This is a genomic window from Pseudomonas sp. 13B_2.1_Bac1, assembly GCF_025466155.1.
Lineage (GTDB): Bacteria > Pseudomonadota > Gammaproteobacteria > Pseudomonadales > Pseudomonadaceae > Aquipseudomonas > Aquipseudomonas aylmerensis.
In genome coordinates, this window is sequence record NZ_JANLOH010000016.1 from 22,682 (window position 1) to 36,127 (window position 13,446).

Here is a 13,446-nt window from a genome sequence, read left to right on the forward strand (position 1 = left end):
ACTTTTCAGACTGGAATAAAAACGCCCGGCGCGGCCGGGCGTCTCAAAGGGTCGTGCGTGGATCAGATGCGCTTGGCTTGCTCTACAGCGTTACCGATGTAGTTGGCCGGGGTCAGCAGTTTCAGCTCGGCCTTGGCCGCGGCTGGCATGTCCAGGCCGTCGATGAAAGTCTGCAACGCCTCGGGGCTGATGCCCTTGCCGCGGGTCAATTCTTTCAGCTTCTCGTAAGGGTTTTCGATATTGTAGCGACGCATCACGGTCTGGATCGGCTCGGCCAATACTTCCCAGCACGCGTCCAGGTCAGCGGCGATCTTCTGCTCGTTGAGCTCGAGCTTGCTGATGCCCTTGAGGCTGGCTTCGTACGCGATCACGCTGTGGGCAAAGCCCACGCCGAGGTTACGCAGTACGGTGGAGTCGGTCAGGTCGCGCTGCCAGCGGGAGATCGGCAACTTGCTGGCCAGGTGCTGGAACAGCGCGTTGGCGATGCCGAGGTTGCCTTCGGAGTTTTCGAAGTCGATCGGGTTGACCTTGTGCGGCATGGTCGACGAACCGATTTCACCGGCAATGGTGCGCTGCTTGAAGTAGCCCAGGGAGATGTAGCCCCAGATATCGCGATCGAAGTCGATCAGGATGGTGTTGAAGCGCGCGATGGCGTCGAACAGCTCGGCGATGTAGTCGTGCGGTTCGATCTGCGTGGTGTACGGGTTGAAGCCCAGGCCCAGTTCGTCTTCGATGAAGGCGCGGGCGTTGGCTTCCCAGTCGATCTCGGGGTAGGCCGACAGGTGGGCGTTGTAGTTGCCGACAGCGCCGTTGATCTTGCCCAGCAGCGGGACGGCAGCCACTTGAGCGATCTGGCGCTCCAGGCGGTACACCACGTTGGCCAGTTCTTTACCCAGGGTGGTCGGCGACGCCGGTTGGCCGTGGGTGCGCGACAGCATCGGCACGTCGGCGAAACGGATGGCCAGTTCGCGGATGGCGTTGGCGGTCTGGCGCATCAGCGGCAGCATCACGTCATCACGGCCTTCGCGCAGCATCAGGGCGTGGGACAGGTTGTTGATGTCCTCGCTGGTGCAGGCAAAGTGGATGAACTCGCTGACCTGGGCCAATTCCGGCAGCTTGGCCGCCTGCTCCTTGAGCAGGTATTCGATGGCCTTGACGTCGTGGTTGGTGGTGCGCTCGATCTCTTTCACACGCTCGGCGTGCTCCAGGGAGAAGTTTTCCGCCAGGGTGTTGAGCACAGCGTTGGCTTCGGCGGAGAACGCCGGCACTTCGCTGATGGCGGGGTGAGCGGCCAGGCGCTGGAGCCAGCGCACTTCAACCAGTACACGAGCACGGATCAGGCCGTATTCGCTGAAAATAGGGCGCAGGGCCTGGGTTTTGCCGGCGTAGCGGCCGTCAACAGGGGAAACCGCAGTGAGCGAAGAAAGCTGCATGGGGTGTTCTCGGACAGTCGGGCAACGAAATGGGGCGCGTATCATACATGAAAAAATCCGCCGGTCCGTTGCCAACTGACCGGCGTATTACGCGTGAGGCTATAAAAAAACGTGGCTGTTGCGACTTATTCGTTGCGCATCAACGGGTAAAGCTCTTTGAGCAATTTGCGTCGGCTGATCACCAGTTGCCAACGATGACCACCCAACTGGCGCCACAACCGTGCCGAACGAATACCGGCCAGGAGCAGGGCGCGGATTTTCGAGGCGTTGTTCGGTTGCTGCAAGTTGCGCATGTCGCCGTGCACCTGAATCCGTTGGCGCAAGGTGCTCAAGGTGTCCTGGTACAGCGCACCGCAGGCGGCAATCACGTTTTCGTGGGCCGGGCCGAAGTGCTCTACCTGGGATTGGATCTGCGGCAGGCGCTTGCCGATGACTTCCAGCATGTCTTCACGCTTGGCCAGTTGGCGCTCCAGGCCGAGCATCGACAGGGCGTAGCGCAGCGGCTCGCGCTGCAAGGTGCTCGGGTCGCGCTCCAGGGCGCCGATCAGCGCGCGGTAACCTTCGCGCAGCGCCAGGTCGTCGCCGCCATACACTTCCAGTGTGTCCTTGGGGTCGCGGATCAGCAGGCTGCCGAGCATGCAGGTCAGGCCTGCCTCGGTGACCTGGCCGGTCTTGGCGATCTTGTCGACCAGCACCGCGGCGAGGAATACCCCGCCGAGGGCGGTCAATTGCTCCTGGGTCGGGCTCATGCCGGGTTGCTCCAGGGCTCGGCGACTTCAATCACGCCGCCGCCGAGGCAAATCTCGCCGTCATAGAACACCACGGACTGGCCCGGCGTGACCGCGCGTTGCGGGTCATCGAAGGTGGCGCGGTAGCCGCTGGCGGTTTTTTCCAGGGTGCAGGGCTGGTCGCTCTGGCGATAGCGCACTTTGGCGGTCAGGCGGCGCGGGGTGCTCAGGTCGATCGGGTTGACCCAGTAGATCTCCGACGCCAGCAGTGCACCGGAGAACAGCAACGGGTGCTCATTGCCCTGGCCGACGATCAGCACGTTGTGCTCGAGGTCCTTGACCAGCACGTACCACGGCTCTTCGCCGGCGTCTTTCAAACCGCCGATGCCCAGGCCCTGGCGCTGGCCGATGGTGTGGTACATCAGGCCATGGTGGCGGCCGATCACTTCGCCTTCGGTGGTCTTGATCTCGCCGGGTTGCGCGGGCAGGTACTGCTTGAGGAAGTCGCTGAAGCGGCGCTCGCCGATAAAGCAGATACCGGTGGAGTCCTTCTTCTTGGCAGTGGCCAGGCCGTGTTTCTCGGCGATCTTGCGGACTTCGGGTTTTTCCAGCTCGCCCACCGGGAACAGGGTCTTGGCGATCTGTTCGCCGCCGACGGCGTGCAGGAAATAGCTCTGGTCCTTGTTCGGGTCCAGGCCCTTGAGCAGTTCGGTGCGGCCATCAACGTCGCGACGGCGCACATAGTGGCCGGTGGCGATCAGGTCGGCGCCGAGCATCATGGCGTAGTCGAGGAACGCCTTGAACTTGATCTCGCGGTTGCACAGGATGTCCGGGTTCGGCGTGCGGCCGGCCTTGTATTCGGCCAGGAAGTGCTCGAACACATTGTCCCAGTACTCGGCGGCGAAGTTGGCGGTGTGCAGCTTGATGCCAATCTTGTCGCAGACGGCCTGGGCATCCGCCAGGTCGTCCATGGCGGTGCAATATTCCGTTCCATCGTCTTCTTCCCAGTTCTTCATGAACAGGCCTTCCACCTCATAACCCTGCTCCATGAGCAGAACGGCGGAAACGGAAGAATCCACGCCGCCGGACATGCCGACGATGACGCGCTTCTTTTGTGTGTCAGAAGGGGCTGGATCACGCATAGGATTTCAACGGGTGTCTTGAAAAAGGACGCGATTCTAGCAGGCCTGGGCCCGCAAGGCTAAAGAGAAGGGCGGATCAGTTCGAGGCTGTGGCACTGGCCGGCCAAATAATCATCGATACAGCGGATGATCAGCTCGCTGCGCCAGTCATTGCGCACGGCCATCAGTTCGTCGCGGGTCATCCAGCGGGCGCGCAGGATGCCTTCGTCGAGTTGATAGTCGGGATGGTGTTTCAGCGCCTTGGCGATAAAGCACACCCGCTGATAGGTCACGCCATTGCTGGGGGCGGTGTACAGGTAGATGCCGACGATGCCGGTGGCTTCCACGTCCCAGCCGGTTTCCTCGAGGGTTTCGCGCACGGCGGCTTCGGTCAGGGTTTCGTGCGGGTCGAGGTGGCCGGCAGGCTGGTTGAGCACGGCGCGCCCGCCCTTGAGTTCCTCGACCATCAGGAAGCGGCCGTTGTCTTCTACGAGGGTGGCGACGGTGATGTGGGGTTGCCAGGTCATGGAGGGCTCTCAAGCGATCAGTGGGGCAGGCGCCCATCATACAGGGGCGCCCGCCGAGTGTTGCGCTCGGTTACCGGGCGGCCTTGGTGATGGCGTCGAAGGCGACCATGTCGTCAATGACTTCACCGCCGGTGGCTTTGGTCTGCGCTTGCCATACGACGATCACCACGTTTTGCGTAGGGTTTATGTAGATGAACTGGCCGAAAATGCCGGCAGCCGTGAAGGCTTTGTCGGCTTTGGACGCGGCAGTCCAGGCCGGCCACCACATGGAGGCAAAGTCGCCGTAGGCGGCATCGGTGCCGGTGGTGGCGCTGGCAAAGCTCATCCAGCCTTTGGGTAGCACTTGCTTGTCGCCGGCTTTGCCGCCACTGAGTACGAACTGTCCGAAGCGCCCGTAATCTTCCAATGTTGCGCTGATGCCGCTGCCGCCCACTTCGTTGCCGTTCGGGCCGTCGAGCCACCAGTTCGCATCGGTCTGCATGCCATAAGGCGCCCAGATTTTCTCGCTGAGGTAGTTCGCCAGGGGCTTGCCCACGGCGGCGCTGACCAGTTGGCCCAGCACTTGTGTCTCGCCGGTGCTGTAGTTGGTGCGGGTGCCAGGCGGCGCGGCGCTGGGCAGGCTCGCCATGAACTTGAGGGCGGAGCCGGGCACTTGTTCGGTCTGCAGCTTGAGCATCATGCGTCGATCCGACGTCGGGTCGGCGTATTTCTCACTCCATTTGACCCCCGAACGCATCGCCAGCACTTGGCGCACGGTGGCCTGGTCGTAGCCGCTGCCGGCGAGTGCAGGCAAATACTCGGTCACTTTGTCATCCAGGCTCTTGATCGAACCGTCCTGCAAGGCCGCGCCGACGAGGGTCGATGTAATCGACTTGGCCACCGACATCGACATCCAGCGGGTTTCGGCGGTATTGCCTTTTTCGTAGCGTTCAGTAACGACTTGGCCGTCCTTGATCACCAACAGGCCTGTTACCCGGTTGAGGGTGACGTAGTCATCGAGGCTATAGCGTTTGCCTTCGTAATCGAATGCAACCGGTCCCAGCGCCCGGCTGCTGTGCGGCAGTGGGAAAGGGTGGCCGCCGGCCTTGATGGTGCGCACCGGAAACAAGCGGTCGATATTGCGAAAGGTGCTGACGGCGGCGTCGGGGCTGAGTTTGCCGTCGTACATGGTCTGCACGTCGCCAATCGGCTCCTGTGCATGCGGGTAGGGTGGCGAGTGGCTCGCGCAGGCGGTCAGCAGGGCGATTGCCGAGGCCCAGGCCAGGGCCTGGAAGTGAGCTCTTTGCATAAAAACTTCCTTATTTGTTGTTTTCTGGAATGGCTTGAGCAAAAACACAAAGCAAGTCCTGCGCCCACTTGCGGAAAAAAGCGCAAAAAAAATCCGGAACCCTTTCAGGTTCCGGATTTTGCTGTGGTGTGACGATCAATCAAGCATCGTCACATCAGCGCATCACACCAGTGCAGCAATCGCCGCATTTAGGGTGTTGCTTGGACGCATGGCCTTGCTGGTCAGCTCAGGGTTCGGCGCGTAGTAGCCGCCGATGTCCACTGGCTTGCCCTGTACGGCGTTGAGCTCGGCAACGATGGTTGCTTCGTTCGCAGTCAGGGTCTTGGCCAGTTCGCCGAACTGCGCTTGCAGTGCAGTGTCTTCGGTCTGGGCGGCCAGGGCTTGAGCCCAGTACAGCGCCAGGTAGAAGTGGCTGCCGCGGTTGTCGATGTTGCCGACTTTGCGCGATGGCGACTTGTTGTTGTCGAGGAACTGGCCAGTCGCCTGGTCCAGGGTTTTCGACAGCACCAGGGCTTTCGGGTTGTTGTACGTGACGCCCAGGTGTTCCAGGGAAGCGGCCAGGGCCAGGAACTCGCCCAGGGAATCCCAGCGCAGGAAGTTTTCTTCCAGCAGCTGCTGCACGTGCTTGGGAGCCGAACCGCCGGCGCCGGTTTCGAACAGGCCGCCACCGTTCATCAGCGGCACGATCGAGAGCATCTTGGCGCTGGTGCCCAGTTCCATGATCGGGAACAGGTCGGTCAGGTAGTCACGCAGTACGTTACCGGTCACCGAGATGGTGTCCAGGCCCTTGCGGGTGCGCTCCAGGGTGAACTTCATCGCGTCGACCGGCGACATGATGCGGATGTCCAGGCCTTCGGTGTTGTGGTCTTTCAGGTAAGCCTGAACTTTCTCGACCACGACGCCGTCGTGTGCGCGCTTCGGGTCCAGCCAGAAAATGGCTGGGGTGTTGCTGGCGCGGGCACGGTTGACGGCCAGTTTGACCCAATCCTGGATCGGCGCGTCTTTGGTCTGGCACATGCGGAAGATGTCGCCGGCCTCGACGTTCTGTTCCATCAGCAGGTTGCCCTTGCTGTCGGTGACGCGGACGACGCCGTCAGCCTTGATCTGGAAGGTCTTGTCGTGGGAGCCGTACTCTTCGGCTTTCTTCGCCATCAGGCCAACGTTTGGCACGCTGCCCATGGTGGTTGGGTCGAAAGCGCCATTGGCCTTGCAGTCTTCGATGACCGCTTGGTAGATGGTGGCGTAGCAGCGATCCGGGATCACGGCCTTGGTGTCGTGCAGCTGGCCGTCGGTGCCCCACATCTTGCCGGAGTCACGGATCATGGCTGGCATCGAGGCGTCGACGATGACGTCGCTCGGCACGTGCAGGTTGGTGATGCCTTTGTCGGAGTTGACCATCGCCAGGGAAGGGCGAGCGGCGTAGACCGCCTGGATGTCGGCTTCGATCTGTGCTTGCTGGTCGGCCGGCAGGGCCTTGATGCGAGCGTACAGGTCGCCGATGCCGTTGTTCAGGTTGAAGCCGATCTGCTCCAGCACGGTGGCGTGCTTGGCCAGCGCGTCTTTGTAGAACTCGGCAACGATCTGGCCGAACATGATCGGGTCGGAGACCTTCATCATGGTGGCTTTCAGGTGAACCGACAGCAGCACGCCTTGCTTCTTGGCGTCTTCGATTTCAGCGGCGATGAAGCTGCGCAGGGCGTTCTTGCTCAGTACGGCGCTGTCGATGATCTCGCCAGCCTGTACGGAAGTCTTTTCCTTGAGGACGGTCGCGGTACCGTCCTTGGCGATCAGCTCGATTTTGACAGCATCGGCGGCTTCGATCTGAACGGCTTTTTCGCTGCCGTAGAAGTCGCCGCTGCTCATGTGAGCCACGTGGGACTTGGAGTCGGCGGCCCAGGCGCCCATCTTGTGCGGGTGCTTGCGCGCGTAGTTCTTGACCGACAGCGGGGCGCGGCGGTCGGAGTTGCCTTCGCGCAGGACCGGGTTCACGGCGCTGCCCTTGACCTTGTCGTAACGTGCACGGGTTTCTTTTTCCGCGTCGGTGGTTACGGTTTCAGGGTAGTCCGGCAGGGCGTAGCCCTGGGCCTGCAGTTCCTTGATCGCAGCTTGCAGCTGAGGCGTCGAGGCACTGATGTTAGGCAGCTTGATGATGTTGGCTTCAGGCGTAACGGCCAGGTCGCCCAGTTCGGCGAGGTGGTCCGGGATGGCCTTGGTACCCAGTTGCTCAGGGAAGCTTGCGAGGATGCGCCCGGCGAGGGAGATGTCGCGGGTTTCCACGGCAATATCAGCGGAAGCGGTGAAGGCCTCTACGATAGGCAGCAGTGAATAGGTGGCGAGGGCTGGGGCTTCGTCGGTGAAGGTGTAGATGATCTTCGAGCGGGTGGGCATATTCGGATTAACTCTCTTCTTTGCTGAAAGCGTGCGCAGAAACTCGAGATGCGCCGGGTGGAGCGCGTTCGTTCAAAGTCATCCATGAGCGAAATGTCGAGGTTTCTTCGCGGTGATGTTGGGTTGCATCAGTCGAGCGTCAAGCGGGTGGACTATTGTATTAGTCCTGCTTTGTAGCGGAAGGCTGTGTTCTAGAGCGGTCCGCCGTCGTGACTCTTTGGTCAGCGGCGGCATTATACATAGGTCGCTATGCTTACGCCGAGCCTTCATACAAAAGGTGTGTCGTCCATTGGTCTAAAGGTCGCAGGGCCCAACATGCTACCAAGGTCGCATGCAGTGCTCAAGATTGGCGATTTTGCCTTTGCTTTCAGGCTTGTAGGCGACAATTTATGCTGTTTTCGATGCAAATGAGCATGGCGTGAGGTTTCAGTCGCCATTTATCTGGAGTAGGCTCGAACGCAGCCAGATGTTCAATCCATAGATGGAGTTCAGCATGGGATACAAGAAGATTCAGGTTCCGGCAGTCGGCGACAAAATCACCGTCAATGCAGACCATTCTCTCAATGTTCCTGACCAACCGATCATCCCTTATATCGAAGGTGACGGTATTGGCGTCGACATCAGCCCGGTGATGATCAAGGTGGTCGACGCGGCTGTTGAAAAGGCCTACGGCGGCAAGCGCAAGATCTCCTGGATGGAGGTGTATGCCGGCGAGAAAGCCACTCAAGTCTACGACCAGGACACCTGGCTGCCCCAGGAAACCCTGGATGCGGTCAAGGATTACGTGGTGTCCATCAAGGGCCCGCTGACCACCCCGGTCGGTGGCGGCATCCGTTCGCTGAACGTGGCCCTGCGCCAACAACTCGACTTATATGTGTGCCTGCGCCCGGTGCGCTGGTTCGAAGGCGTGCCGAGCCCGGTCAAGAAGCCAGGCGATGTGGACATGACCATCTTCCGTGAGAACTCCGAAGACATCTACGCCGGGATCGAGTGGAAAGCCGGCTCGCCCGAAGCGATCAAGGTGATCAAGTTCCTCAAGGAAGAAATGGGCGTGACCAAGATCCGTTTCGACCAGGATTGCGGCATCGGCGTCAAGCCGGTCTCCAAGGAGGGGACCCAGCGCCTGGCGCGTAAAGCCCTGCAATATGTAGTGGATAACGACCGCGACTCGCTGACCATCGTGCACAAAGGCAACATCATGAAGTTCACCGAGGGGGCCTTCAAGGAATGGGCATACGAAGTGGCGGCGCAGGAATTCGGCGCGACCCTGCTCGACGGCGGTCCATGGATGCAGTTCAAGAACCCGAAAACCGGCAAGAATGTGGTGGTCAAGGATGCGATTGCCGACGCCATGCTCCAGCAGATCCTGCTGCGTCCGGCCGAATATGACGTGATTGCGACACTCAACCTGAACGGCGACTACCTGTCCGACGCGCTGGCGGCAGAGGTGGGCGGTATCGGCATTGCGCCGGGGGCCAACCTGTCCGACACCGTGGCCATGTTCGAGGCGACCCATGGCACCGCGCCCAAGTATGCGGGCAAGGACCAGGTCAATCCGGGTTCATTGATCCTGTCGGCGGAGATGATGTTGCGCCACATGGGCTGGACCGAGGCGGCTGACCTGATTATCAAGGGCACCAATGGCGCGATTTCGGCCAAGACCGTGACCTATGACTTCGAGCGCCTGATGGACGGCGCGAAGTTGGTGTCGTCGTCGGGCTTTGGTGATGCGCTGATTTCGCATATGTAAGGCGCAGGCATAAAAAACCGGCCGTCCCAATCTTGCTGGGGTGGCCGGTTTTTTATTGCGTTTGCGCGCTCGACGGCGGATCAGGCCGTTTGCTTGTTTTCGTTATGAGCGGTCGACACCGCGGGGGTTTCAGGTGCCATGGCGGCGATTTCCACGGCATGCAACCCTTTCGGTCCTTGAATGATTTCGAAACTTACAGATTGGCCCGCTTTCAGCGTCTTGTAGCCATCCATCTTGATCGCTGAGTAATGCGCAAAGAGATCCTCGGACTTACCGTCCTCTACGACGAAGCCGTAACCTTTGGCATTGTTGAACCACTTGACCTTACCACTAGCCATGCCCATATCCCTCTGCACCAGACTCCATCACTGGAGTATCATCCAGTTTATCCGTCCTAACCCGAATAAATAAGGTTGACTGCGCGGACCTTTTTTACCCACTGTGGGTTCTATTGGTTGTAACACCGTTTTGCCGATAGTCAAGGCGACTGGCCGGTCAGCAGTTGAAATTCTGACAGGTCGCCCCCACCACTGTATTTGAACCACTGACGAACCTTTCTTTCCATGCATGCAATCAGCCAGATTCGACTAACATTCAATCAGGATCGACCGGATCACGAACACGATGACGACGGTTCTGCAGGCATTGCTGTTCAGGAGGCCAAGCCTGCTTTACAGGCGCCGCCGATGTACAAGGTGGTTTTGTTCAATGATGACTACACACCGATGGATTTCGTGGTCGAAGTACTCGAGGTGTTTTTTAACCTGAACCGCGAGTTGGCGACCAAGGTAATGCTGGCCGTTCACACAGAAGGACGGGCAGTATGTGGAGTGTTTACCCGCGACATCGCCGAGACAAAGGCCATGCAGGTCAACCAGTACGCCAGGGAAAGCCAGCATCCGCTACTCTGTGAAATCGAGAAGGACGGTTAACGCCGACCACTTGGGTATGAGGTGAAGCTATGTTAAACCGCGAGCTCGAAGTCACCCTCAATCTTGCCTTCAAGGAGGCCCGTTCGAAGCGTCATGAATTCATGACCGTCGAGCACCTGCTGCTGGCACTTTTGGATAACGAAGCTGCCGCCACCGTTCTACGTGCGTGCGGCGCCAACCTCGACAAACTCAAGCATGACCTGCAGGAGTTTATCGACTCCACCACGCCACTGATCCCCGTGCATGACGAGGACCGCGAGACCCAGCCAACCCTGGGCTTCCAGCGGGTATTGCAGCGTGCTGTTTTCCACGTACAGAGCTCCGGTAAGCGTGAAGTCACAGGCGCCAACGTGCTGGTGGCAATTTTCAGCGAGCAGGAAAGCCAGGCAGTGTTCCTGCTCAAGCAGCAGAGCGTTGCCCGTATTGATGTCGTCAACTACATCGCCCACGGTATCTCCAAGGTGCCTGGGCACGGCGATCATTCCGAGGGTGAACAGGATATGCAGGACGACGAGGGCGGTGAGTCTTCTTCTTCGGGCAATCCACTGGATGCCTATGCCAGTAACCTCAATGAGCTGGCGCGCCAGGGGCGGATCGATCCGCTGGTGGGGCGTGAGCTTGAGGTCGAGCGTGTAGCGCAGATCCTCGCGCGTCGCCGCAAGAACAACCCGTTGCTGGTGGGTGAGGCTGGCGTGGGTAAAACCGCGATTGCCGAGGGCCTGGCCAAGCGCATCGTCGACAATCAGGTGCCTGACCTGCTGGCCAACAGTGTCGTCTACTCCCTTGACCTGGGCGCCTTGCTCGCCGGGACCAAGTACCGTGGCGATTTCGAGAAGCGCTTCAAGGCGTTGCTCGGTGAGCTGAAAAAACGCCCGCAGGCGATCCTGTTCATTGATGAGATCCACACCATCATTGGTGCCGGTGCGGCATCCGGTGGGGTAATGGACGCCTCGAACCTGCTCAAGCCGCTGCTGTCGTCGGGTGATATCCGCTGCATCGGTTCGACCACGTTCCAGGAATTCCGCGGCATTTTCGAGAAAGACCGCGCCTTGGCGCGTCGCTTCCAGAAAGTCGACGTGTCCGAGCCTTCGGTGGAAGACACCATTGGCATCCTGCGCGGGCTCAAGGGGCGTTTCGAAGCGCACCATGGCATCGAGTACACCGATGAAGCCCTGCGTTCGGCCGCTGAGCTGGCGTCGCGCTACATCAATGACCGGCACATGCCGGACAAGGCCATCGACGTGATCGACGAGGCGGGTGCCTACCAGCGCCTGCAGCCGGTCGAGAAGCGTGTGAAACGCATCGACGTACCTCAGGTCGAGGACATCGTGGCGAAGATCGCGCGGATTCCGCCAAAACACGTCACCAGTTCCGACAAGGAACTGCTGCGTAACCTGGAGCGTGACCTCAAGTTGACCGTGTTCGGCCAGGATGCGGCCATCGACTCGCTGTCCACCGCAATCAAGTTGTCGCGTGCGGGCCTCAAGTCGCCGGACAAGCCTGTGGGTTCGTTCCTGTTCGCCGGTCCTACCGGCGTCGGCAAGACCGAAGCTGCACGGCAGTTGGCCAAGGCCATGGGCATTGAGCTGGTGCGTTTCGACATGTCCGAATACATGGAGCGTCACACTGTGTCGCGCCTGATCGGTGCGCCTCCGGGCTATGTCGGGTTCGACCAGGGCGGCCTGTTGACCGAAGCGATCACCAAGCAGCCGCATTGCGTATTGCTGCTCGATGAAATCGAGAAGGCGCACCCTGAAGTCTTCAACTTGCTGCTGCAGGTGATGGACCACGGCACCCTGACCGACAACAACGGGCGCAAGGCGGATTTCCGCAACGTGATCGTGATCATGACCACCAACGCCGGTGCCGAAACGGCCGCGCGGGCTTCGATCGGCTTCAGCCATCAGGATCACTCTTCCGATGCCATGGAAGTGATCAAGAAGAGCTTTACGCCGGAGTTCCGCAACCGCTTGGACACCATTATCCAGTTTGGTCGCCTCAGTCATGAGGTTATCAAGAGCGTGGTGGACAAGTTCCTCACCGAGCTTCAGGCGCAGTTGGAAGACAAGCGCGTGCAGCTGGACGTGACGGACGCGGCGCGCAACTGGCTGGCCGAAGGTGGTTACGACGCGGCAATGGGCGCTCGCCCGATGGCGCGTCTGATCCAGGACAAGATCAAGCGGCCATTGGCCGAAGAGATCCTGTTCGGCGAGCTGTCCGACCATGGCGGCGTGGTGCATATCGACCTGAAGGATGGCGAGCTGACCTTCGACTTCGAGACCACGGCGGAAATGGCCTGATCGTTGACTGTACTAAAGCAAAGGCGCCGAAAGGCGCCTTTTTGCTGTCTTGATGTTGGTGGAGATCAAGTGTGGGAGCTGGCTTGCCTGCGAAAGCGGTGGGTCAGCCACCGAATGCATCAGCTGACGGATCGCCTTCGCGGGCAAGCCCGCTCCCACAGGGGATTGGGGTGGGGCCTGAGACCCCGGATGTATGCAGATCAAATGTGGGAGCTGGCTTGCCTGCGAAAGCGGTGGGTCAGTTGCCGAATGCATCAACTGACGGATCGCCTTCGCGAGCAAGCCCGCTCCCACAGGGGATTGGGGTGGGGCCTGAGACCCCGGATGTACGCAGATCAAATGTGGGAGCTAGCTTGCCTGCGAAAGCGCTGGGTCAGTCGCCGAATGCATTAACTGACACACCGCATTCGCGAGCAAGCCCGCTCCCACAGGGGGTTGGGGATGAGGCCTAGGTTCCCGGGTGCACGCAGATCAAATGTGGGAGCTGGCTTGCCTGCGAAAGCGGTGGGTCAGCCACCAAATGCATCAACTGCCAGGCCGCCTTCGCGGGCAAGCCCGCTCCCACAGGGGATTGGGGGTGAGGCCTATGCCCGGGTTTACGCAGCTCAGAGGTGGGAGCAGGCAAGCCAGCTCCCACATGAGTCCTGCATAAATAGCGCGCACACAAAAACGCCCGGCATAACCGGGCGTTTTGTATTGACTTGCTTAACGAGCGCGGTAAGTGATGCGCCCTTTGCTCAAGTCATAGGGCGTCAGCTCGACGCGCACTTTGTCACCGGTAAGAATACGAATGTAGTTCTTGCGCATCTTGCCGGAGATATGCGCGGTTACGACGTGCCCATTTTCCAACTCCACACGAAACATGGTGTTGGGCAGGGTGTCGACGACAGTGCCTTCCATTTCGAAGCTGTCTTCTTTCGACATGCAGTAAAGCCCTCGGTATCCAGTGAATGGCCCGGTGCAACTGCGCCAGGCAAAA

Annotated in this window: 11 protein-coding genes; 3 read left to right on the forward strand and 8 right to left on the reverse strand. The window is 60.0% G+C overall.

The genetic code is table 11. The features are described 5' to 3' along the window. Nucleotides 1–62 precede the first annotated feature (62 nt). From purB to NTD80_RS03515, 6 genes are all read right to left on the reverse strand, one after another. Entirely contained in the window at nucleotides 63–1,433 is a 1,371-nt protein-coding gene (purB, locus tag NTD80_RS03490) for an adenylosuccinate lyase (protein WP_010209589.1), read from the reverse strand. 125 nt (nucleotides 1,434–1,558) lie between these two features. Then, nucleotides 1,559–2,182: a high frequency lysogenization protein HflD gene (hflD, locus tag NTD80_RS03495; protein ID WP_058425015.1), complete on the reverse strand. Its 624-nt coding sequence runs from the start codon at nucleotides 2,180–2,182 to the stop codon at nucleotides 1,559–1,561. Then, a complete protein-coding gene (gene mnmA, locus NTD80_RS03500) occupies nucleotides 2,179–3,303 on the reverse strand; it encodes a tRNA 2-thiouridine(34) synthase MnmA (RefSeq protein ID WP_106803428.1) in 1,125 nt (374 codons plus the stop codon). Before mnmA ends, hflD begins: the two co-directional genes overlap by 4 nt. A 59-nt stretch (nucleotides 3,304–3,362) precedes the next feature. Next, the gene (locus NTD80_RS03505) at nucleotides 3,363–3,809 is read right to left on the reverse strand and encodes an NUDIX hydrolase (RefSeq protein WP_065907512.1); all 447 of its coding nucleotides are present in this window, start codon (nucleotides 3,807–3,809) and stop codon (nucleotides 3,363–3,365) included. Nucleotides 3,810–3,879: 70 nt separating this feature from the next. Beyond that, a complete protein-coding gene (locus NTD80_RS03510; RefSeq protein WP_065907510.1) occupies nucleotides 3,880–5,097 on the reverse strand; it encodes a serine hydrolase domain-containing protein in 1,218 nt (405 codons plus the stop codon). A 162-nt stretch (nucleotides 5,098–5,259) separates the two neighbouring features. Then, nucleotides 5,260–7,485 (reverse strand): NADP-dependent isocitrate dehydrogenase, encoded by a 2,226-nt coding sequence (locus NTD80_RS03515; RefSeq protein WP_262132162.1) that lies wholly within the window; start codon nucleotides 7,483–7,485, stop codon nucleotides 5,260–5,262. A 493-nt stretch (nucleotides 7,486–7,978) separates the two neighbouring features. Here NTD80_RS03515 and icd point away from each other — a divergent pair, with 493 nt between their 5' ends. Next, entirely contained in the window at nucleotides 7,979–9,235 is a 1,257-nt protein-coding gene (gene icd, locus NTD80_RS03520; RefSeq protein WP_201145170.1) for an NADP-dependent isocitrate dehydrogenase, read from the forward strand. Nucleotides 9,236–9,315: 80 nt separating this feature from the next. On the opposite strand, the gene cspD is transcribed toward icd, so the two are convergent. Further along, nucleotides 9,316–9,579: a cold shock domain-containing protein CspD gene (gene cspD, locus NTD80_RS03525; protein WP_315974917.1), complete on the reverse strand. Its 264-nt coding sequence runs from the start codon at nucleotides 9,577–9,579 to the stop codon at nucleotides 9,316–9,318. A gap of 219 nt (nucleotides 9,580–9,798) precedes the next feature. On the opposite strand from cspD, the gene clpS reads away from it, so the two are divergent. Together clpS and clpA are read left to right on the forward strand one after the other, a co-directional pair. Next, entirely contained in the window at nucleotides 9,799–10,167 is a 369-nt protein-coding gene (clpS, locus tag NTD80_RS03530) for an ATP-dependent Clp protease adapter ClpS (protein ID WP_010567912.1), read from the forward strand. 29 nt (nucleotides 10,168–10,196) lie between these two features. Further along, on the forward strand, nucleotides 10,197–12,467 hold the full coding sequence (gene clpA, locus NTD80_RS03535) for an ATP-dependent Clp protease ATP-binding subunit ClpA (protein ID WP_065907505.1): 2,271 nt from the start codon (nucleotides 10,197–10,199) through the stop codon (nucleotides 12,465–12,467). A 705-nt stretch (nucleotides 12,468–13,172) separates the two neighbouring features. Here clpA and infA read toward each other — a convergent pair. Continuing rightward, nucleotides 13,173–13,391, reverse strand: a complete 219-nt coding sequence (gene infA, locus NTD80_RS03540) for a translation initiation factor IF-1 (protein ID WP_002553999.1) — start codon at nucleotides 13,389–13,391, stop codon at nucleotides 13,173–13,175. Nucleotides 13,392–13,446: the final 55 nt, after the last annotated feature.

Excerpts from the sequence above, each read along its gene's own strand:
- purB (WP_010209589.1), bottom strand. The coding sequence starts at position 1,433 with ATGCAGCTTTCTTCGCTCACTGCGGTTTCCCCTGTTGACGGCCGCTAC.
- hflD (WP_058425015.1), bottom strand. The coding sequence starts at position 2,182 with ATGAGCCCGACCCAGGAGCAATTGACCGCCCTCGGCGGGGTATTCCTC.
- mnmA (WP_106803428.1), bottom strand. The coding sequence starts at position 3,303 with ATGCGTGATCCAGCCCCTTCTGACACACAAAAGAAGCGCGTCATCGTC.
- NTD80_RS03505 (WP_065907512.1), bottom strand. The coding sequence starts at position 3,809 with ATGACCTGGCAACCCCACATCACCGTCGCCACCCTCGTAGAAGACAAC.
- NTD80_RS03510 (WP_065907510.1), bottom strand. The coding sequence starts at position 5,097 with ATGCAAAGAGCTCACTTCCAGGCCCTGGCCTGGGCCTCGGCAATCGCC.
- NTD80_RS03515 (WP_262132162.1), bottom strand. The coding sequence starts at position 7,485 with ATGCCCACCCGCTCGAAGATCATCTACACCTTCACCGACGAAGCCCCA.
- icd (WP_201145170.1), top strand. The coding sequence starts at position 7,979 with ATGGGATACAAGAAGATTCAGGTTCCGGCAGTCGGCGACAAAATCACC.
- cspD (WP_315974917.1), bottom strand. The coding sequence starts at position 9,579 with ATGGGCATGGCTAGTGGTAAGGTCAAGTGGTTCAACAATGCCAAAGGT.
- clpS (WP_010567912.1), top strand. The coding sequence starts at position 9,799 with ATGCATGCAATCAGCCAGATTCGACTAACATTCAATCAGGATCGACCG.
- clpA (WP_065907505.1), top strand. The coding sequence starts at position 10,197 with ATGTTAAACCGCGAGCTCGAAGTCACCCTCAATCTTGCCTTCAAGGAG.
- infA (WP_002553999.1), bottom strand. The coding sequence starts at position 13,391 with ATGTCGAAAGAAGACAGCTTCGAAATGGAAGGCACTGTCGTCGACACC.